The organism is Acidisoma sp. S159 (genome assembly GCF_009766125.1).
In the GTDB taxonomy this organism is placed as follows: Bacteria; Pseudomonadota; Alphaproteobacteria; order Acetobacterales; family Acetobacteraceae; genus Acidisoma.
Map to the genome: position 1 here is coordinate 181868 of NZ_LMUG01000048.1, position 19448 is coordinate 201315.

Sequence of the window (19448 nt, forward strand, 5' to 3'; positions counted from 1 at the left end):
AAGATCGGCCCTCGTATATTGATTGCGGCGGGGAGGCCGTGGGCTGCTGCGGCGTTTCCACTCCCGTAACGCGTCATGCTGGAGGCTGTGATGGCCGTGTTCCCGGATTGGCGTCGCGCGGAGTTATGCGAGGCGCCGCTGCAAAATGGCGCAACGGCTCTCGTTAAGGTGGAGCGCGCCGAATTCGGTGGCAGCTACTGGCGCCTCTATGTCGCCGACGGCAGCCGCATCGCGCCGATTTCGGGCGGAAGCGCAGCCTCGGCGGAGGCGGCGAAACGCGCGGCGTGGGACGCTCTTAGGATCGCCCTGACAATCGAACTCGAGGACGACGGCCAAGCCACGGACTGGCCGCTGCCGGCATGAGGGCAGTGCTGGTGATTCTACCTCAAGAGGTTTCCTGCGCTCACGATGGCATCGCAAAGAGGGTGAAGCACGGGGCGCGCCTATATCGTTGCCTATGCGGTGCGACGAGAGGTGTATGCGTGATAGCTCGCGGTTCTTCTCTCCAATGTGTCAATATGTTGGAGCTTTGAATGAGTAAACCGACGTTCGTGAAGACACGTTGGAGAAATGGGGCAGCCGCCGTCAACACGAAAGCCCTCGTCAACAGTATGCCGCCATACCCGCTCAATCCTGAGTCAACTTGGTCCCACTCTTTTTGCGAACTCTATCAGCTTAATGGTGGGCGTAGCCGCAAGCTATGAGCCTGATATTTGTGACGGTTTTCGTGCGAAGATTCAGGCTGAAGGATTTGCCGTACTCTAATATTCAAGCTGCCAACATCCTGATTTAGACGCTGCAACTGCCCCGGCCAGGGAAGCTCGCGCGCCAAGATCGCGCCTTCGTACCGCTCGCATCAGGGACCGACAGCGGGGGCATGCCGGAACATAGTCCATCAGAACCGCGTTAACCTGCTTTGCAGTTAGCTCGGCCGCTGAATCCGCTTGCGGATCCTCGCACGCCAAAGGATCAACGCATGAGCAGGAGTCTGCTATCCTGACGAGGTAGTGACGACATCCATTCGCATGACGCGCGTGCCGCCCAAAGCGGTTGCGGCGCCGCCCGACCACATGCAGCTCGTCCGCGATGGCGCGAGCGGAATCGAGGCAATCCGGGCGTGCTTCTCCGGCCACGCCTGCGACTTGCATCGCCACGACGATTGGCTCGTCGGCGTCACCGAATGCGGACAGCAGGATTTTTTCTGCCGTGGCAGCCGTCGCCGCAGCACCGCCGGCCGTGTCATCCTGATCGAGCCGCAGGAGGCTCATGACGGGCAGGCCGGCAATGGCAGCGGCTTCGCCTATAGCATGCTGTATCTGCCGCGCTCCTGGCTGCACACCGCTCTTGCCGACCCGCCGGTCGGCGATCCAGGATTTTTGTCGACCCTCGTCGATGACCCGAAGCTCGCCACCGCGATCCGCGCGGCCTGCCTCGCGCTCGCTTCCCCAACCGAGCGCTTGACCCCGACGCGGCGCTCGATTCGGTCGTCGGCCTGCTGAGACCCCATTTCGGCCGCCCGGCGGGCGCGTGAACGGCTTCATGATGCTCTGTCCGAGGATATCGGCCTCGACGCGCTCGCCGACGATGCCGGCGCCGCGAACCGCTTCCATCTTGCTCGCGCCTTTCGCGCCGTCTGTGACACCCCGCCCCATAGCTACCTGGTGCAGGCGCGCCTCGTCCGCGCCCGTCAGCTCCTCCCTGAGGGCAAGCGTCCGGCCGAGACCGCGGCGACCTGCGGCTTCGCCGACCAGAGCCATCTCGGCCGCTGGTTCCGCCGTGCCCATGGCGTGACCCCGGCGGCCCATCGCGCCTGCTGCACGGATGTTCCAGACCGCGCGCCGAACCGGCTGAGATGCGCCCCTGCAAGCGGGGAGGCTTGAGGCCGGCATGATATTCGATACGAAGGTGGCGATCCTGGTTCTGGAGGATCTGGCGGCCTGGCAGAAGCTCAACGTGACGGCTTTCCTCGCCACCGGCATCGCCGGCGCGCCGGACGCGATGGGCGAGCCGTATGAGGACGCCGCCGGCCGCCGGCACGCGCGGTTACTCGGCCGACCCATCCAGATCTTCGCCGCCACGTCGGAGAGCCTTCTGCGCGCCCATCGTGCCGGGCTCGATCGCGGGCTGAGCCAAGCCGTCTATGTGAGGGCGATGTTCTCGACCGGCCACGACGCCGCCAACCGAGCCGCCTTCAAGGCGGAGCCGCCAGACGCCCCCGACCTTGTCGGTCTGGCCCTGCGCGGCCCGATGAAGGACGTGGACAAGGCAACCAAAGGCCCGAAGCTACATCCGTAGCTCGGCCGATCCGAGGTGGCGCCCGGCTAAGTCATTGAAAAGCTGGTGCTGCTGGAGGGGATTGAACTCTCGACCTCTCCCTTACCAAGGGAGTGCTCTACCACTGAGCTACAGCAGCGAAACCGACGCTTAATGGCGGCCTTGTAGGGGGAGACGCTGCGCCGGGCAACCCGCCGGACGCAATTAACTGCGACGCTGCGAGACACATGGGCGAGGCTCATCGCGGCTGGGCGAACTTCGGCGCCGAGCATTCGCGCCGACGGGTGGTCGTCGCAATCCGCTCGACCCGGCTCGCTCTGGTGCATAAGACCCTAACGCGCGGCGTTGTCTTCCGGAGACAACATCCTGCGGACCCTTCCGCTGTCTGCTGCCTCGAAGCTGAAGTCGAGGCATTCATCGGGCCGCCGCGCGCGAGCGACCTCGCGCTCGCAGTCCAATAGGGCGTGGTGACATCGTCACGATCCGCGCTCCCGGGCGGGGAGCGAGAACCGTCAAGCAACGGCAAGGAGAAAGCGGTCTCTGGTAGAATACGAGCGTCTATGACGATCCCTCGCTTACCAGCATCTTAACGAGAGCAGGGCGCGCTCTGCACTCGACAGCGGCTAACGGTCCGAGTCAGCGGGGTCAGCACCCTTGCCTCGTGATCGCCAAACAATGCAGCTCACGTCCCTCGCTTGACTGCACGCCCGCACCGGGCTTCCGTGGACCATGGCCACCGATCCGCCCGCATCCAAGCCGCATGTGACGCCCGCCGCCGAGGCAGCGCGTCTCGCGCGGGAGGAGCGGCAGGCTCAGGCGCTTCGCCAGAACCTTCGCCGCCGCAAGGCCCAGGATCGCGGCCGTGCCGAAGCGCCGCCTAAGACAACGGAAAGGCCCGACGCCGGCGAAGCCTAGCCCGCACGGCCATTGATCAGGTCGGCGATACGCTCGGCCATCATGATGATCGGGATATTGGTATTCGCCCGTGGAATCGTCGGCATCAGCGAGGCGTCGCAGATGCGCAGGCCCTCAAGGCCATGCACCCGCCCCTGACCATCCGTGACCGCCAGCGGGTCCGTCGCCCGGCCCATCCGGCATGTGCCCGACGCATGCCAAACCCCGCCCACAGCGGCCCCCAGAAAACTCGTCAGCGCCGCATCGTCCTTCAGCAGATCGTCGAGCCGGGTGCCCAGGGTGACGGCGCCGTGGATCAGTGCAGACCGGAACGGCCCCGCATGATCCAGAAGAGCGCCGAACAACCCTCGCTGCGCGGCGGTGACAAAACCCGCGCCCGCCAGCTTGGCGACGCGCGGCGAATAGCTCGTGGGGAAGGCCGTATCGGCCCAGCCCTTCATGAGCGGATGCGTCAGCGTGCGCGCGCAGAGCCTGAAACCGTATTTCAGCCGCTCCATGTCGCGCGCATCCGACAGCATGCGGAAATCGACCTTGGGTTCGTCCTGCGGATCGCGCGAAGCAAGTTCCACCGTGCCGCGCGAATAGGCTTTGTTCACCCAGAGAAACAGCGTGCCGACGCGCTGCCCGACGAAATGCCAGCCCGAGCGCGCGATGATCGCCGCATGCATATCCCCCTCCGGCGCGCCGGCCAGATCCGAGGAGAACCGCAGAATGGCGTGGTCGTGATGTTCACCGAGGTCGCGCAACCGCGCCGCCGGCGGCAGGAACGCGGAGACGGCGGTGGAGGGATGCTCCATGAGGTTCCGGCCGACTCCGGCGCGATCCAGCACCGCCGTAATGCCTAGCGCGCTGAGCGCCTGCGCGGGCCCGACACCGCTCCGCAGCAGCAGCGCCGCTGTATGGATCGCGCCGGTCGAGACGATGACCTCCTCGGCGCTGAGCGTCTCCGCGTCGCCACCCGCCGCCGGCCGCGTCACCGCGCCGGTTGCACGGGTTCCGTCGAACAGGATGCGGTCAACCAGGCGGTCCGTGATGATGCGCAGATTTGGGCGGCGCCTGACCTCGGGTGAAAGATAGGCGATCGAGGTCGGGATGCGTTCACCGTCGCGCGTGACGGCGATGGCGCTGGTGTAGATTCCGTCGGCCCATTCGCCATTCTGATCCGGCTTGGCGACATGCCCCTGCGCCGCGAAGGTATTGCTCACCGCCTTCACGAAGGGCGACATCGCGGCTTCGCTGATACGGCGGACGGATATCGGCCCGTCCTTGCCATGGAAAGGCCCGTCAAAGTCGAAGTCATGCTCGAGCTTGCGGAAATAGGGGAGGCAGGCGTTCCACGACCAGCCTTCGGCGCCTTCCGCGCCCCATTCGTCGTAGTCCCCCGGCGCGCCGCGATTGGCGACCATGGCATTGACGGCGGAGCCGCCGCCCAGCACGCGCCCCTGCTCATAGAGACGCGCGGCGCGCCCCTCGGTCTTGCCCCCGGGCGCACCGATGAAGGCTGTGAGTTTCGACCAGATATTGCCGGGATCGAGATAGGCGCGGCCGGGATAGCGGCTGCGGATGGTGGGCGACATGGTCTCGGCGGTGAGATCGCGCCCCGCCTCCACCAGCGTGACATCGTGTCGGCTGTTCTCGGTCAGCCGCGCGGCCAGCACGCAGCCGGCCGAACCGCCGCCCAGGATCAGGAAGTTCGTCATACCCTCAGTCTCCGCCTAGCCAAGCCGCTATCCGCATTCGTCATTTCGCCGCACTGTCATCCCGCGCACCCCGTCATCCTCGGCGAAGGCCGAGGATCCACGCCTGCCTAGCGGCGGCGAAGACGAAGGCGTGGATGCTCGGCCTTCGCCGAGCATGACGGTGTGGGGCGCGCCCGCTTGCTCAATGCCGCGCCAGTTCGCTCTTACTTCTTGCCGCCCCAGCGCTCCGGATAGCCCGGCAATGTCTCGCAGCCGCAGGTCGCGTAATGCAGCGGCGGCATCTTGGGATCGACATATTGCGCGAGATTCGCGCTGGTGATCAGCGGCTGCGGCAGGATCCAGTCCGGACCGTAAACCGGCTTGCCCTGCAACACATCCAGCGCGGCGATCAGCGCCGTGCGCCACTGATAGGCCGGATAGGTCGGCGCGATGCCCTTGAAGCCTTCCTGCTTCCACTTCTGCAGGTAATCCTCCTGATCCTCACCGGTGATAATCGGGTAATCCTGTCCCGCATCCTCGAAGGCTTCCGCCACCGCCACCGACATGGCGCCGAAATCGACCCATACCGCGTCGATCTTCCCGACCCGGCTGAGATAGTCGCTGACCACCGCTTTGGTCTTGGCATTATCCGCGCCGGTGAACTCGACGCCGATCGGCTTGATGCCCGCCGCCTTGAAGACCTTCGCCGCGGCGTCCGAGCGCGTCTCGAACACGTCGATCCCCGGCGCCGTCCGCAGCATCAGCACCTTGCCGCCCTTCGGCATATTCTCGACGATGAAGTTGGCGCCGGCCATGCCATAGGCATAGCCGCCAATGGTGCGAACGGCGGTGACGGGGCAATCGGTCCGCACATTGCGGTCGAAGGTAATGACCGGCAGCGACTTGCAGGCTTCCTCCACCACTGGGGTCAGCGCGTCCGAGGTATGTGGCGAGACAATCAGAACATCGCATTTTCCGCCGGTGACGAAGGCGCGGATATCGGAGATCTGCTTGTCGTCCTTGTCCTGCGCATCGGCGTAACTCAGCGATGCAATCTCCGACTTATGCAGGTCGGCCTCGGCCTGCATGACCTTCCAGCCGACCACGCGCCACGGGTTGCTGATGCTCGCATTCGAGAAACACACCCGATACGGCGGCGCCTTTTTGTATTTCGCGGTATCGACCATGTTGGTCGAGAGGCTCTGCTCCCAGGGCTTGTCGGCCGGGCCGATCGGCTTGGCGGACATCAGCGTCTGCTCATAGGCAAACTCCTTGTCGACCGCCGCCGAGTTGGTCGCCGCCGTCTGCGCCCGCGCCGCATGCAGACCGGCACAAGCAAGTGCGGCCACCGCAATCGTGCCCAGTCCGAGCCGCCAGGTCTTGGATTCAGCCATCGCCATTCTCCCCGTTTCGTTTGTTTTCATTGGAAGCTAAATGCGCCGTCCGCGCCGCGCCGAGAGCGCCGCCGCCGCGATCAGGATGATGCCTTGCACCGCGACGCGCATCGGCTCCGGAAATCCCACCAGATTGAGCAGGGTGAACAACGCATAGAGCGTGAGGCCACCGAAGACCGCGCCCAGCATGCTGCCCTGTCCGCCAAGCAAAACCACACCGCCGATCACCGCCGCCGAAATCGCCTGCAGCTCGTAACCCGTGCCGACATCCACCGAGACGCCGGAGAACCCGCCGAGAAGAATTCCCGCCGTGACAGAAGCCAGCGCGGAAATAACGAAGGTCAGCATGCGAAACCGCCGCACCGGTGCACCCGCGAGCTCGGCGGCGCGCGGATTGTCGCCGATCATCAGCAGCAGCCGGCCGAAATTCGTGCCATGCATCAGCCACGCCATGATAGCGATGCTGATAATCAGCACCACCACCGCGACCGGAAAGCGCCCGACCAGCGGCACATGCCGCCACACGTAGCGCCCGAAGAAGCGCAGATTGGCCGGCAGATAGCCGCCCGGCGCGCCGCCCGACCACATCATCGCGATACCCTTGACGGAGAGCAGCGTGCCGAGCGTCGCGATGATCGAAGGCACCTTGCCCCTGGCGACGATCACGCCATTGACCACGCCCACTGCGGCCCCGATGCCATAGGAGGCCAACAGCGCCACCCAGGTCCAGCCGGCGTCGCCGCCGGTGATCAGCGCGCAGGCCACCACCACCAGCGTGATGAGCGAACCGGACGCCAGATCGAATCCGCCCGCGATCAGCACGAAGCTCTGCCCGCAGGACAGGATGACCACCGGCGCCGCCCGTTGCAGCAGGCTGAGCAGCCCCGCCGGTGTGCGATACAGCGGACTCATCCAGCAGATCGCCGCCAGCAACACGACAAAGACCAGGATTGTCGGATTGATCCGACGCAGCGACGCGAGGCCGCGCGTCACGCCACATGCGCCTTCGTCCGGATGGTGTAGGAGGCGACAGCGCCCACCACGATGACGCCGCGCAAGACCTGGCCGAGAAACGGATCGATTTGCAGCATGTTGAAAACCGCATCGATCGTCGCGAAGACGAAGACGCCCGCGATGGTGCCCGCGACCCCGCCGCGCCCGCCCGACAGCAACGTGCCGCCGATGACGACGACCGCGATGGAATCGAGATCATAGCCGCCATCTCGCCCGACCCAGGGCGTTCCGGCACCGAGCCAGCTCGCGAGATACAAGCCACTGATCGCGGCGGTAACGCTCGCCGCGATATGCGCGCCGATGATGAAACGGTCGGTGCGGATCCCCGCCAGCCGCGCGGTCTGCACATTGCCGCCGACGCCGTAAAGCCGATAACCCGCCGCCGTGCGCGCCAGCACGAAGCCCGCCAGCGCCACCACCACGATCAGCAGCAGGATCGCCAGCGGCAGCCCGGCGACACGCCCATAGGCGAGCACGCGGAAACTCGCCGGCACGGATCCCGCCAGCGTTTCGTAGCTCGTGGTCAGCACACCCTGCAGCACCAGCCCGACGCCCAGCGTCGCGATCAGCGGGCTGACCTTCAGCTTCGCCACCAGAACGCCGTTGACCGCGCCGACGAGAATGCCGATGGCGATCGCCGCCAGCACGCCAAGCGCGATCGCATCCGTATTGCCGTTCATCACATGTGACGCGATGACCGCCGATACGCTGATGAGATTCGCCACCGAAAGGTCGATCGAGCCGACAAGCAACACCAGCGTCTGCCCGACCGCGACGATGCCCAGCGCCACCATGCGTTGCAGCAGGCCCATCACGCCCGACCAGGACAATTGCTCACCCTGCGCCGTGCCGAGCGCCGTCGCGGCATAGACGACGGCGGCGCAGATCACGAGCGCCAGTGGCAGACGAAATTTCGCGAGACCGCCGCGCGGGATCGCCGCTCCGCTCACGCCAAGGCCTCGGCTACCTGCGGCCCATGCACCGCATGCGCCATGATCGCTTCCTCGGAGGCTCCGGGCGGCAGTTCGACCACGATACGACCGCCCGCCATCACCGCGATACGGTCGCTCTCGCCGATGATCTCGGTGAGGTCGGAGGAAATCATCAGCACCGCGCCGCCGCTCTCCGCATAGTCGCGCAGCAGGCCGTAGATCGCCGCCTTGGCGCCGACATCGATCCCGCGCGTCGGCTCGGCGACGATCCATAGGCGCGGCTCAGCGGCGAGCCAGCGCGCGACGATGACTTTTTGCTGATTGCCGCCCGAAAGCCGCCCCACGGGCGCATCCACATCCGCCGCACGCATCTCGACCTTGCGGAACAGCGCATCGAAGATGGCGGGCGCGCGGTTACCCCGCGAGGGCAGTGCCAGCGCGCGCGACAGGCTCCGCCGCACCACCAGCGCATTATCCCGCAGCGATTGGCGAAGCCCCAGTCCCTCGGACTTGCGATCATCCGGCAGGAAAGCCACGCCGCGACGTACCGCCTCGCGCGGAGACCACGCGGCGGCCGCGCCACTCAACAGCGTGATCTCGCCGGAGGTGAAAGGCTCATCGCCAAAGATCGCTCGCGCCAGCTCCATCTTGCCAGAGCCCTCAAGCCCGGCGACGCCCATGATCTCGCCGGCCCGTAAGGTGAGGTTAATCCCCGCGAGATGCCCGTTGGCGCCGTCCTGGATTTGCAACACGACCGCGCCGGGCGGTCGGGTGGCGCGGGGTGGGAACAGGTCGCTGATCGGCCGCCCGACCATGAGGCGGATGACGGCATCGGGCGTGGCCTGCGCCGCCGTCAGCGTCGCCATGCCGCGCCCGTCCTTCAATACGGTGACGCGGTCAGCGATCTCGAAGACCTCGCGCATGCGATGTGAGATGTAGATGATGGCGACGCCCGTTGCACGCAGCTCGGCGATCACACGAAACAGCTTGCCGCTTTCCACCACGTCCAGCGGCGCTGTCGGCTCGTCGAAGACCAGCACGCGCGCATCGACCGCCAGCGCCTTCGCGATTTCCACCACCTGCTGCTCGGCGATGGTGAGATCGCCTGTCTGTGCCTGCGGCTCGATCGTCGAACCGAGGCGGCTTAGCGCCCGCCGCGCATCCCGGCCCATGCGGGCGCGATCCACTACGCCGCCACGGCTGGGCTCCCGCCCGAGGTAGATATTCTCGGCCACGCTACGATGCGGCAGCAGGCTGAGTTCCTGGTGGATAATCCCGATACCGGCGGCGCGCGCCTGGGACGGATGGGTGAACCGTCGCACGGTGCCGTCCAGGACGATCGTCCCCTCATCCGCCGGGAAAGCGCCGCTGAGGATCTTCATAAGAGTGGACTTGCCGGCGCCATTCTCGCCACACAGGGCATGCACCTCGCCCGCCCGGCAGTCGAAACCGATATGCGACAGCACGCGGACGCCGAGAAAGGATTTGGAGATGTCGCGCATCGTCAGCAGCGCTTCCGGCTCGGTCGTCCAGATGCTGATGGCGCCCATGGACGACACGCGCGGCTCTCCCTTAGCGATCCGGTCTTTTCCTCGGCCTCCGCCGTGTGAGCGGGAACCTAAATAACCAGTTGGTTATAAGCTAGGGAGCCTCGCGCGTGCTTGTCAAGGCGATCCGGCATCGTCATGGTCGCCACCATGCCCGCTGTTTCCAAACGCAGTCGAACGACCTCCGCCGCCGTCTCCCGCACCAAGATCGCCAAGCCCTCGGCAGCGCCCAAGCCGATCCTGATCCGCGACCCGGAACGCACGAGCGCCGCCATTCTTGCTGCATCCGCGAAGGAGTTTGCCGAGAAGGGTTACGGCGGCGCGCGCATCAACGCGATTGCCGCGCGGGCCGGCACGAACAAGCGCATGCTCTACCACTATTTCGGTGGCAAGGACGCGCTCTATCTCGCTGTCCTGGAAAGCAGCTACGTGCAGATTCGCTCGGCTGAACGAAGGCTGCACCTCTCCGAGCGCGACCCCGAGGATGGGATGCGGGAGCTGGTGCTCTTCACCTGGCACTACTACCTCGATCATCCGGAATTTCTCAGTCTCCTGCACACGGAAAATCTTCATCGCGCGAAGTTCCTGAAACGCTCGGCCCGGATTTTCGAGCTCAATTCGCCGCTGGTCGAGCAGATCGGGGATTTGCTGCGGCGCGGCGCGGATAGCGGCGTGTTCCGCCGGGAGACCGATCCCGTGAAGGTCTATATCGGTATCGCGGCTCTGGGGTTTTTCTACCTCTCGAACCGCTGGACCCTTTCGACCATCTTCCGCCGCGACCTACTGGCAAAGACCGAGACCGACGCTTGGGGCGAACACATCGTTCAGGTGGTTCTGGCTTCCCTCCGATAGGCGTCCAAACGCGCACCCGGACCGCGGAACTTCGCGGTCCCATCGGCAGTCGAGCGCCTGTCCCGTTCGCAGCCCACGCGCTTAGGCTAAGCTTGACATCCTGACCGTCCCCATGCTCGGTTAGTAACCACACGGTTACAACCAAAAAGACGGCAGGGACGGGGGAGAGGATCGCGATGGCCACCCAGCGGCTTGGCATCATCATGCACGGCATCACCGGGCGCATGGGCTACAACCAGCACCTCGTGCGGTCCATCGTCGCGATCCGCGATCAGGGCGGTGTGTTCCTCCCCAACGGCGATCGCGTGATGCCCGATCCGATCCTCGTCGGACGCAATCATGAGAAGGTCGCGGCCCTCGCTAAGCGCCATGGCATTGCCCGTGTCGCGATCGACATCGACCAGGCGCTCGCGAACCCCGAAGACACCGTTTTCTTCGACGCCGGCTCGACCCAGATGCGCGTCGCCCTGCTGAAACGCGCCATCGCCGCCGGCAAGCACGTCTATTGCGAGAAGCCGATTAGCGAGACGCTGCAAGAGTCACTGAACGTCGCGCGGCTCGCCCGCGACCGCGGCGTCAAAAGCGGCGTCGTGCAGGACAAGCTCTACCTTCCCGGTCTCCGCAAAATCGCCATGCTGCGCGACAGCGGCTTCTTCGGCCGTATCCTCTCGGTGCGCGGCGAGTTCGGCTATTGGGTGTTCGAGGGCGACTGGCAACAGGCGCAGCGCCCGTCCTGGAATTACCGGAAGGCCGATGGCGGCGGTATCATCCTCGATATGGTGCCGCATTGGCGCTACGTGCTCGACAATCTCTTCGGCGCGGTCGAATCCGTGAGCTGCCTCGGCGCGACCCATATTCCGCAACGCGGCGACGAGAACGGGAAGATCTATGAGGCGGATGCGGATGACGCCGCCTATGCCACCTTCCAGCTTGCGGGCGGCATCATCGCCCATATCAATTCCTCCTGGGCCGTGCGCGTGAAGCGGGACGATCTCGTCACTTTCCAGGTCGATGGCACGCTCGGCTCTGCGGTCGCCGGTCTCAGCCGCTGCTACAGCCAGCATCGCGTCAATACGCCGCGCCCGGTCTGGAACCCCGACCAGCCCCAGACGATGCGTTTCCAGGAACAATGGGACGAAGTGCCGGACAATCAGGTCTTCGAGAACGGCTTCAAGCTGCAATGGGAAGACTTCATCCGCCATGTCGTCGCGGGCACGCCCTGGAAGTTCGACCTGCTGGAAGGCGCCAAGGGCGTGCAGCTCGCCGAACTCGCGACGCAAAGCTGGCGGGAGCGCCGCTGGGTCGATGTCCCGGCGCTGAGCCTGCCCGAGGCGGCGCGGGCGGCGGCCTGACGCCATGACAAGCCTCATCCTGCCGCAATCCGGTGGCGGTCTCGGCTCCTATACGCTGACCGGCACGCCGCTCGCTTTGCCGAAGCCGGGCGCCGCGCCGCGTTTCAACCGAGTGGCCTTCGCGGCGGCGCATATCGTCGTCGATCCGCTGGCCGATAATGATCCCTGGCTCGACCAGGCGATCGATTGGGAGCGGACGATCGCTTTCCGCTCCTATCTCTGGGATCTCGGCCTCGGCGTTGCCGAAGCCATGGACACCGCGCAGCGCGGCATGGGCCTAAACTGGCAAGGCGCGCTCGACCTCATCCGCCATGCTTTGGCCGCCGCGAAAACGCGCCCGGGCGCCCTCATCGCCTGCGGCGCGGGCACCGACCATCTCGCAGCCAGCGCTGCCACCACGATTGACGACGTGATCAGGGCCTATGAGACGCAGATCGAGGCCATCGAAGCGCTCGGCGGCCGCATCATCCTCATGGCAAGCCGTGCGCTGACGGTCGCCGCCCGCGGCCCGGACGATTACGTCCGCGTCTATGACCGCATCCTGTCGCAGGTGAGGGAGCCCGTGGTGATTCACTGGCTCGGCGAAATGTTCGACCCGGCGCTTGCCGGTTACTGGGGCTCTCACGACCACATGGCGGCGATGGATGTCTGCGTCGACATCATCAACAGCCATGCCGACAAGGTCGATGGCGTGAAGATCTCGCTTCTCTCCGCCGAGAAGGAAATCCTCATGCGCCGCCGCCTCGCGGCCGATATCCGCATGTATACAGGCGACGACTTCAACTATGCTGAACTCATAGCGGGCGACGACGAGGGCTATTCGCATGCGCTGCTCGGCATTTTCGATGCCATCGCCCCCGCCGCCTCGGCGGCGCTTGCCCGCCTGGCTGAGAACGACGAGGCCGGTTTCCACGCCATCCTGGCGCCGACCGTGCCGCTCTCCCGCCATATCTTCAAGGCGCCGACTCGCTTCTACAAAACCGGCGTGGTCTTCCTCGCCTATCTCAACGGGTTGCAGGACCACTTCCACATGCTCGGCGGCCAGCAGAGCACGCGGTCGCTCGTCCATCTCGCCGAACTCTTCCGCCTCGCCGATCAGGCCGGTGTCTTGCACGATCCCGATCGCGCGGCGGCGCGCATGAAGCGCGTGCTCGCGATTGGCGGCGTCACGTGAAGCGCGCCGGTCTCTCGATCAACCTCGCCACGCTGCGCCAGCAATACAATCTGCCGCAAGCCGTCGATGCCTGCCTCGCCCAGGGCATCACAGCCATCGCGCCTTGGCGGGATCAGGTCCATGCGGTTGGCTTAGCGGAGGCCGCGCGCATCGTGCGGGAGAATGGTCTGACCGTGACCGGCCTTTGCCGAGGCGGCATGTTCCCCGCCGCGACACCCGAGGGACTCGCCGACGCCATCGAAGACAACAGGCGCGCGGTGGATGAGGCGGTCGCACTCGACGCCGAGTGCCTCGTCCTCGTCGTCGGCGGCCTGCCCGCCGGCTCGCGCGACTTGCCCGCGACGCGCGCCATGGTGGTGGATGGCTTGGCCGCGCTACTGCCCTATGCCCAGGCCCAGGGAATGCCCATCGCCATCGAGCCGCTGCATCCGATGTATGCCGCCGACCGCGCCTGCGTGAACACGTTGGAGCAAGCGCTCGACCTCTGCGACATGCTGGGTGACGGCGTGGGCGTGGCGATCGACGTCTATCATGTGTGGTGGGACCCGCGCCTCTACGCCCAGATCGCCCGCGCCGGGCGGGATGGCCGCATCCTGGCACACCATATCTGCGACTGGCTTGTGCCGACGCGGGATCTGCTGCTCGACCGTGGTATGATGGGCGACGGTGTGATCGACCTGAAGGCGATCCGCGCCGAGATCGAGGCCGCTGGTTTCCACGGCCCGCAGGAGGTCGAAATCTTCTCGGCCGAGGATTGGTGGAAGCGTCCCGGCGAGGAGGTCATCGCCACCTGCATCGAGCGCTTCAACACCGTTTGCTGATAGCGGCGCACCAGACGCCGGGGAGGAATTGCCATGAGTTTCGAATCACGCAATCCGGCGACGGGCGCGCTGCTCGCCACCTATCCGGAGCATGACGCCGCCGAGACCGACAAGCGGCTGCAACTGGTCTGGGACGGCTGGCAGCGCTGGTCCCGCACGCCCCTGCCCGAGCGCATCGCCTTCCTCCTCCGCCTCGCGGATTTGCTGGAGGCGCGTGCCGAGACCTATGGCCGCCTCATCACGTCCGAGATGGGCAAGCCGCTGCCGGAAGCCATCGGCGAGGTCAAGAAAGCCGCCTCGGGCGCCCGTCATTTCGCGGAAGCCGGCGAGGGCTATCTCGCGCCACAGGCCATTCCTGGCACGCCCGCTCATATCATTCACGAATCGGTCGGGCCGATCTTTGGCGTGATGCCCTGGAACCTGCCCTTCTGGCAGGTGCTGCGCTTCTTCATCCCGGCGGCGCTGGTCGGCAACACCGTCATCGTCAAACATGCCGAGACCGTACAGGGCTCGGCGGAGGCGCTAGAGACTTTGGTGCGTGACGCCGGCGGTCCGGAAGGCCTCTACGTCAACCTCGCGATCGAGCGCGACAAGTCGGCGGCGGTGATCGCGGATCCGCGGATCCGCGCCGTGACCGTCACCGGCAGTGTCGCCGCCGGCCGCGCGGTTGCGGCGGAGGCCGGGCGGCATGGCAAGAAGGTGGTGCTGGAACTTGGCGGCTCGGACCCCTTCATCGTGCTGGAGGATGCCGATCTCGCCCAGGCCGTGAAGCTCGGCGTGGTTTCGCGTTATTCCAACAACGCGCAAAGCTGCATCGCCGCGAAGCGCTTTCTCGTCGCCGAGTCGCTGGTCGAGGCCTTCACTAAGGCTTTCGTCGAGCAGGCCGCCGCTTTGCCGATGGGCGACCCGGCGAAAGACGGCATCAAGCTCGGCCCGCTGGCGCGCGGGGACCTGCGCGACAATGTTCACCGCCAGGTGCGGGACGCGGTGAAGGCTGGCGCCCGGGTGCTGACGGGTGGAGAAATCCCGGCCGGGCCCGGCAATTTCTACCCGCCGACCGTCCTCGTCGGCCTGCCGCCCGATGCCGCCATCGCGCAGGAGGAGTTCTTCGGCCCCGTCGCGATGATTTTCCCGTTCAAGACTGAAGAAGACGCGATCCGCCTCGCCAACGCGACCGAGTTCGGGTTGGGGGCCGCGGTCTGGAGCCGCGACCTGGCCCGCGCCCATCGCGTCGCTGGCCGGATCGAGGCGGGCGCCATCTTCATCAACGATTTCACCCGCTCCGACCCCCGCGCGCCATTCGGCGGCGCCAAGGGCTCCGGCTTCGGCCGGGAACTGGGGGCTCTGGGCGCGCTGGAGCTGACGAACGCGAAACTGGTGTGGCAGGGCGGCGCGTAACCCACCCCCCAACCCCTCCCTTCCAGGGAGGGGAGCCGCCACGACTCTTCACCCCCCCTGCAAAGGGAGGGGCCGGGGATGGGTGTGCCCGCCGCACCCCCAGGCGCTTTACGCATTTGCCCCCACCCTCCGGCTAGGTTAGAGCGCGTCATTCCCGCCCTGCCGGAGCCGCCGATGTCCGTCCTGCCCGATCACGTTATTCGCCGCCTGGCGATCGAAGACCGCATGATCGAGCCCTTCGTCGAGACCCAGAAGCGTGACGGCGTGATCAGCTATGGCCTCTCCTCCTATGGCTACGACGCCCGGGTTGCCGACGACTTCAAGATTTTCACCAATGTCGATTCGGTGACCGTCGACCCCAAGCACTTCGACCCGAGCAGCTTCGTCGACCGCAAGCAGGACGTCTGCATCATCCCGCCCAATAGCTTCGCGCTGGCCCATACGATCGAGTATTTCCGCATCCCGCGTGACGTGCTGGTCATCTGCCTCGGCAAATCCACCTATGCCCGCTGCGGCATTATCGTGAACGTGACGCCGCTGGAGCCCGAATGGGAGGGCCAGGTCACGATCGAGATCAGCAACACCACGCCGCTGCCCGCCCGCATCTATGCCGGGGAGGGGATCTGCCAGTTCCTCTTTCTCCGTGGCGAGGGCGCGCCGGAGGTGAGTTATGCCGATAAGAAGGGCAAATACATGGGGCAGCGCGGCGTCGCTCTGCCGCGCATGTAGGGAGCGGGCCAATGGATCGCATCAGGATCATCGGCGGCCGCCCCCTCTCGGGCGAAATCCCTATCGGCGGCGCGAAAAACGCCGCCCTGCCGCTCATGGCCGCCGGTCTGCTGACCGAGGAGCGGCTGCTGCTCACCCGCGTGCCGCGCCTCGCCGATATCGAGACCATGGCCGCGCTCCTCTCCCAGCACGGCATTGCGACCGAGTGGGACGAGACGGCCCGCACGATCTCCCTCGGCGGCCCCATCACCAATACCGAGGCGCCCTACGACATCGTACGCAAGATGCGCGCGTCCTTCCTCGTGCTCGGCCCATTGCTGGCGCGGCTGGGTGAGGCTCGCGTTTCCCTGCCCGGCGGCTGCGGCATCGGCACCCGCCCGGTCGATATCCATCTGAAGGGCTTGGAGCAGCTGGGCGCCGAGATCGAGCTCGACGCTGGCTATGTCGTCGCCCGCGTCAATGGCCGCCTGCGCGGCGCCACCATCATCTTCCCGACCGTCTCTGTCGGCGCCACCGAGAACGTGGTGATGGCGGCCAGTCTCGCCGAGGGCCAGACCATCCTCCGCAATTCGGCGCGGGAACCCGAGATCATCGACCTCTGCCACTGCCTCGTCGCCATGGGCGCCCAGATCACCGGCATCGGCACAGGCGAGTTGGTGATCGAAGGCGTCGAGCGGCTGCATGCCGCGACCCATGCCATTATCCCCGACCGTATCGAGACCGGCACTTATGCCTGCGCCGTCGCGATGACCGGTGGAGACGTGCTGCTGCGGGACGCGCGGCTGGACCATCTGGGTGCCGTCGCGCGCATCATGGAAGAGACCGGCGTCTCCATCGAACAGACCGAGCGCGGCGTCCGCATCCGTCGTCTCAACGGCCTGCACGGCGCGGATGTGATGACCGAGCCCTATCCGGGCTTCCCGACCGATATGCAGGCCCAGTTCATGGCCATGGTGGCGGTGGCCGATGGCGCCTCGATGATCACCGAGTCGATATTCGAGAACCGTTTCATGCATGTCTCGGAACTGACCCGCATGGGCGCGCGCGTGAACGTCCATGGCTCCTCCGCCATCGTGCGCGGTGTGCCCTCGCTCGCCGGTGCCCAGGTCATGGCGACCGACCTGCGCGCCTCATCCTCGCTCATCCTTGCCGGCCTTGCCGCGAAAGGGGAGACGGTGGTGAGTCGCGTCTATCACCTCGACCGTGGCTACGAGGATGTCGAGGGCAAGCTTTCCGCCGTCGGCGCCCAGATCGAACGCCTCACGGACTGAGCCGCTTTCCAAAGACCCATCTGCTATCTCAAGGAGTTCCGGCCATGAACGGATCGGATATCGACCGCGTACAAGCCTATCTTCGCCGTCTGCTCGGCACCGACCGGGTGCGCATCATCGCCCCCGCCAAGGCCGGACTCGCGGTCGAGATCGCGGTGCAGGATGAGGTCATCGGCACGGTCTACAAGGACACCGAGGAAGGCGAGACCTCCTATTCCATCCAGATCACGGTGCTGGAGGAAGACCTGCCGCAGCTCAAGGCGCCCACGGTCGCCGGGAAGCGCACGCGGCATTAACCGCGTGGCTTTGCCACGCGCTGGAAGAGCTTGAAGGTTTCGGGAATCCCCGTCTAAGATCGTGGTTTATCCGCCGATTCTCGGCCTGGGATTGGAAAATGTCGTTGCGCTTAATTTCAGTGCCCGCGCCTCGCCGCGCGGTGGCTTTTCTTGCGCTTGGCCTGTTTGGGCTGGGCGCCTGTGCCACTCATGTGCAGAACACCAGCGCCTATGTGCCGCCCCAGGCGATGGCAATGCGCAAACTGCCGCCGCCGCACAAGGTCTATGTGACTGACTTCGTCGTCGATCCCGCCACCCTCAAGCTCGATTCCGGCGTCCGCGCGCGTCTCCAGCGCGAATTCAAGGGCGAGGATCCTAACGTCACACGACATAACCTGACGCGCGAGGTTCAGACCGCCATCTCCGACACGCTGGTACAGGCGTTCAACGCGATGGGGCTGAAGACCGAGCTCGTGGCGCAGGGAACCGTTCCGCCGCCCGGCAATGTCGTGATCCGCGGCCAGATCGTGAGGATCAGCGCCGGCAACCAAACCCGCCGCACCGTGATAGGCTTCGGCGCCGGCAAAAGCGAGATTTTCGCGACCGTCGCCCTATACGGCACCTTGCCGAACGGATCCCAGCGGCTGCTGCAGACCTATGACGCTACGGCCAATAGCGGTCACGCTCCGGGGCTTGGCGTTGGTGCGGCCAGCGCCGCAGCGGGTCATGTGGGTCTTGCCGTGACGGGCGCTGTCGCCGGCACCGTCTCCCGCGCCCATAGCAGCCTCGGCGAGGATGCCGACGATTTGGGCAAGCGCGTCGCCACCAACCTCGGCCAATACTTCGAAAGCCAGGGCTGGGTCGCGAATTAGGTGGCGACGCCTAGTTTCTGAAATTGCAATCACTCTGCGACATCATCGTCGGGAAGTGACGAACGGGGCCAAATCGTATTCGCTTGATCCGCGCGAAAGTTGGAGTAGGATTTAATCCTACTCCAACGACGTCGAGGTTGTCCTGGTGCGGTCTACCCAGCAGTTCAGCATTACCCTTCCGAACGAAATGGCCGAGGCGATCCGTGCCAAGGTCGCGGCAGGTGAATACGCGACAGAGAGCGAAGTCATCAGAGACGGCTTACGCACTCTGCTTGCACGAGACCGCGTCGTCGAGGATTGGCTACGCGGACACGTAGCTCCGGCCTATGACGCGTTGATGGCAGACCCTGAGCGAGCGGTGACGTTGGACGAGTTGCGAGCCGCGCTTTCGGCTGAACACGCAAAGGCGACCGCCCGGCGGTGATCGACGTGCGGGTCGTCTTCACACCCGAAGCCCGTACGCAGATCGTAGAGCTTTACCGACACATCGCAGCCTCACGATCCCCCCGACGTCGCCGCACGCTACACGGAGGCTATCGCGGCGCATTGCGATGGCCTCCGGAACTTCCCGCAGCGTGGAATTGCACGGGATGACATCCGGCAGGACTTCGCGTGACCAGTTACAGGCGTCGTGTCGTCATCGCCTTTCATCCGAATGCGGGGCGTGTTGCCATCATAGCGGTCTTCTATGGCGGCCAAGACTATGAGGCGAGCCTGCTGGAAGGCGACGGCGACGCATTTCGATAAGCGCAGCGACATCCAGTCGTGATATCTTTGGCTAGAACCATGCCCATTCCACCACGTCATGCTCGGCGAAGGCCGAGCATCCACGCCTTGCTTGCTCCACGACGGCAAGGCGCGGATGGCAGGGGGGGCCCCGCACGCCTTCGCGTGCCATGACGGATTCTTTGGTCGCGCTCGATATTAGATCATCACGCTCTAGCTGCCG

The 19448-nt window shown here is 65.6% G+C and carries 21 protein-coding genes and 1 tRNA gene; 16 read left to right on the forward strand and 6 right to left on the reverse strand.

The genetic code is table 11. The features are described 5' to 3' along the window. Positions 1–90 precede the first annotated feature (90 nt). The 4 genes from GSQ92_RS15885 to GSQ92_RS15895 all read left to right on the forward strand — a co-directional run bounded on the left by GSQ92_RS15885 (position 91) and on the right by GSQ92_RS15895 (position 2295). A complete protein-coding gene (locus GSQ92_RS15885; RefSeq protein ID WP_158802612.1) occupies positions 91–363 on the forward strand; it encodes a hypothetical protein in 273 nt (90 codons plus the stop codon). Between the two features lie 644 nt (positions 364–1007). After that, positions 1008–1499: an AraC family ligand binding domain-containing protein gene (locus tag GSQ92_RS30230; RefSeq protein ID WP_216856829.1), complete on the forward strand. Its 492-nt coding sequence runs from the start codon at positions 1008–1010 to the stop codon at positions 1497–1499. Positions 1500–1559: 60 nt separating this feature from the next. Then, the gene (locus GSQ92_RS30235) at positions 1560–1880 is read left to right on the forward strand and encodes a helix-turn-helix transcriptional regulator (RefSeq protein WP_254066629.1); all 321 of its coding nucleotides are present in this window, start codon (positions 1560–1562) and stop codon (positions 1878–1880) included. 7 nt (positions 1881–1887) lie between these two features. Beyond that, the gene (locus GSQ92_RS15895; RefSeq protein ID WP_158802611.1) at positions 1888–2295 is read left to right on the forward strand and encodes a DUF2000 family protein; all 408 of its coding nucleotides are present in this window, start codon (positions 1888–1890) and stop codon (positions 2293–2295) included. A 43-nt stretch (positions 2296–2338) separates the two neighbouring features. Here the strand turns inward: GSQ92_RS15895 and GSQ92_RS15900 are convergent. After that, a tRNA-Thr gene (locus GSQ92_RS15900) sits at positions 2339–2413 on the reverse strand. A 590-nt stretch (positions 2414–3003) separates the two neighbouring features. Between GSQ92_RS15900 and GSQ92_RS15905 the strand changes: the two genes are divergently transcribed. Continuing rightward, positions 3004–3189, forward strand: a complete 186-nt coding sequence (locus tag GSQ92_RS15905) for a hypothetical protein (protein ID WP_158802610.1) — start codon at positions 3004–3006, stop codon at positions 3187–3189. On the opposite strand, the gene GSQ92_RS15910 is transcribed toward GSQ92_RS15905, so the two are convergent. The 5 genes from GSQ92_RS15910 to GSQ92_RS15930 all read right to left on the reverse strand — a co-directional run bounded on the left by GSQ92_RS15910 (position 3186) and on the right by GSQ92_RS15930 (position 9758). Next, on the reverse strand, positions 3186–4889 hold the full coding sequence (locus GSQ92_RS15910) for a GMC family oxidoreductase (protein WP_159013672.1): 1704 nt from the start codon (positions 4887–4889) through the stop codon (positions 3186–3188). The two genes, GSQ92_RS15905 and GSQ92_RS15910, sit on opposite strands and share 4 nt — an antisense overlap. Before the next feature lie 203 nt (positions 4890–5092). Then, on the reverse strand, positions 5093–6262 hold the full coding sequence (locus GSQ92_RS15915; RefSeq protein WP_159013673.1) for an ABC transporter substrate-binding protein: 1170 nt from the start codon (positions 6260–6262) through the stop codon (positions 5093–5095). 36 nt (positions 6263–6298) lie between these two features. Next, on the reverse strand, positions 6299–7255 hold the full coding sequence (locus tag GSQ92_RS15920) for an ABC transporter permease (RefSeq protein ID WP_216850018.1): 957 nt from the start codon (positions 7253–7255) through the stop codon (positions 6299–6301). Beyond that, positions 7252–8226: an ABC transporter permease gene (locus GSQ92_RS15925; RefSeq protein WP_216850017.1), complete on the reverse strand. Its 975-nt coding sequence runs from the start codon at positions 8224–8226 to the stop codon at positions 7252–7254. Before GSQ92_RS15925 ends, GSQ92_RS15920 begins: the two co-directional genes overlap by 4 nt. Then, complete coding sequence (locus GSQ92_RS15930) at positions 8223–9758, reverse strand: sugar ABC transporter ATP-binding protein (protein ID WP_254065602.1); 1536 nt, start codon at positions 9756–9758, stop codon at positions 8223–8225. Before GSQ92_RS15930 ends, GSQ92_RS15925 begins: the two co-directional genes overlap by 4 nt. A gap of 111 nt (positions 9759–9869) precedes the next feature. Here GSQ92_RS15930 and GSQ92_RS15935 point away from each other — a divergent pair, with 111 nt between their 5' ends. The 11 genes from GSQ92_RS15935 (at position 9870) to GSQ92_RS31440 (ending at position 19246) form a co-directional block, all read left to right on the forward strand. Next, on the forward strand, positions 9870–10607 hold the full coding sequence (locus GSQ92_RS15935; RefSeq protein ID WP_254065583.1) for a TetR/AcrR family transcriptional regulator: 738 nt from the start codon (positions 9870–9872) through the stop codon (positions 10605–10607). A gap of 176 nt (positions 10608–10783) precedes the next feature. Continuing rightward, positions 10784–11959, forward strand: coding sequence for a Gfo/Idh/MocA family protein (locus tag GSQ92_RS15940; RefSeq protein ID WP_174246647.1), 1176 nt, complete (start codon positions 10784–10786; stop codon positions 11957–11959). 4 nt (positions 11960–11963) lie between these two features. Continuing rightward, positions 11964–13133 carry a dihydrodipicolinate synthase family protein gene (locus GSQ92_RS15945; protein ID WP_158802607.1) on the forward strand — a complete coding sequence of 390 codons (1170 nt, stop codon included), beginning with the start codon at positions 11964–11966 and terminating at the stop codon, positions 13131–13133. Then, on the forward strand, positions 13130–13954 hold the full coding sequence (locus tag GSQ92_RS15950; RefSeq protein ID WP_158802606.1) for a sugar phosphate isomerase/epimerase: 825 nt from the start codon (positions 13130–13132) through the stop codon (positions 13952–13954). Before GSQ92_RS15945 ends, GSQ92_RS15950 begins: the two co-directional genes overlap by 4 nt. A gap of 33 nt (positions 13955–13987) precedes the next feature. Next, on the forward strand, positions 13988–15352 hold the full coding sequence (locus tag GSQ92_RS15955; RefSeq protein WP_159013674.1) for an NAD-dependent succinate-semialdehyde dehydrogenase: 1365 nt from the start codon (positions 13988–13990) through the stop codon (positions 15350–15352). A gap of 174 nt (positions 15353–15526) precedes the next feature. After that, complete coding sequence (dcd, locus tag GSQ92_RS15960) at positions 15527–16081, forward strand: dCTP deaminase (protein ID WP_158802604.1); 555 nt, start codon at positions 15527–15529, stop codon at positions 16079–16081. A gap of 11 nt (positions 16082–16092) precedes the next feature. Continuing rightward, on the forward strand, positions 16093–17352 hold the full coding sequence (murA, locus tag GSQ92_RS15965; protein WP_158802603.1) for a UDP-N-acetylglucosamine 1-carboxyvinyltransferase: 1260 nt from the start codon (positions 16093–16095) through the stop codon (positions 17350–17352). A 44-nt stretch (positions 17353–17396) separates the two neighbouring features. Further along, a complete protein-coding gene (locus GSQ92_RS15970; RefSeq protein WP_158802602.1) occupies positions 17397–17648 on the forward strand; it encodes a DUF3126 family protein in 252 nt (83 codons plus the stop codon). Positions 17649–17746: 98 nt separating this feature from the next. Then, positions 17747–18499: a DUF4410 domain-containing protein gene (locus GSQ92_RS15975; RefSeq protein ID WP_158802601.1), complete on the forward strand. Its 753-nt coding sequence runs from the start codon at positions 17747–17749 to the stop codon at positions 18497–18499. Between the two features lie 145 nt (positions 18500–18644). Beyond that, positions 18645–18923 (forward strand): type II toxin-antitoxin system ParD family antitoxin, encoded by a 279-nt coding sequence (locus GSQ92_RS15980; protein WP_158802600.1) that lies wholly within the window; start codon positions 18645–18647, stop codon positions 18921–18923. Between the two features lie 188 nt (positions 18924–19111). Then, positions 19112–19246: a hypothetical protein gene (locus GSQ92_RS31440; protein WP_256367108.1), complete on the forward strand. Its 135-nt coding sequence runs from the start codon at positions 19112–19114 to the stop codon at positions 19244–19246. Positions 19247–19448 lie beyond the last annotated feature (202 nt).

What these genes read in the sequence shown, in the direction of transcription:
- murA (WP_158802603.1), top strand. Translation starts at nt 16,093, where the DNA reads ATGGATCGCATCAGGATCATCGGCGGCCGCCCCCTCTCGGGCGAAATC.
- GSQ92_RS15975 (WP_158802601.1), top strand. Translation starts at nt 17,747, where the DNA reads ATGTCGTTGCGCTTAATTTCAGTGCCCGCGCCTCGCCGCGCGGTGGCT.
- GSQ92_RS15955 (WP_159013674.1), top strand. Translation starts at nt 13,988, where the DNA reads ATGAGTTTCGAATCACGCAATCCGGCGACGGGCGCGCTGCTCGCCACC.
- GSQ92_RS15910 (WP_159013672.1), bottom strand. Translation starts at nt 4,889, where the DNA reads ATGACGAACTTCCTGATCCTGGGCGGCGGTTCGGCCGGCTGCGTGCTG.
- GSQ92_RS15945 (WP_158802607.1), top strand. Translation starts at nt 11,964, where the DNA reads ATGACAAGCCTCATCCTGCCGCAATCCGGTGGCGGTCTCGGCTCCTAT.
- GSQ92_RS15905 (WP_158802610.1), top strand. Translation starts at nt 3,004, where the DNA reads ATGGCCACCGATCCGCCCGCATCCAAGCCGCATGTGACGCCCGCCGCC.
- dcd (WP_158802604.1), top strand. Translation starts at nt 15,527, where the DNA reads ATGTCCGTCCTGCCCGATCACGTTATTCGCCGCCTGGCGATCGAAGAC.
- GSQ92_RS15930 (WP_254065602.1), bottom strand. Translation starts at nt 9,758, where the DNA reads ATGGGCGCCATCAGCATCTGGACGACCGAGCCGGAAGCGCTGCTGACG.
- GSQ92_RS15940 (WP_174246647.1), top strand. Translation starts at nt 10,784, where the DNA reads ATGGCCACCCAGCGGCTTGGCATCATCATGCACGGCATCACCGGGCGC.
- GSQ92_RS15970 (WP_158802602.1), top strand. Translation starts at nt 17,397, where the DNA reads ATGAACGGATCGGATATCGACCGCGTACAAGCCTATCTTCGCCGTCTG.
- GSQ92_RS15885 (WP_158802612.1), top strand. Translation starts at nt 91, where the DNA reads ATGGCCGTGTTCCCGGATTGGCGTCGCGCGGAGTTATGCGAGGCGCCG.
- GSQ92_RS15915 (WP_159013673.1), bottom strand. Translation starts at nt 6,262, where the DNA reads ATGGCTGAATCCAAGACCTGGCGGCTCGGACTGGGCACGATTGCGGTG.
- GSQ92_RS15895 (WP_158802611.1), top strand. Translation starts at nt 1,888, where the DNA reads ATGATATTCGATACGAAGGTGGCGATCCTGGTTCTGGAGGATCTGGCG.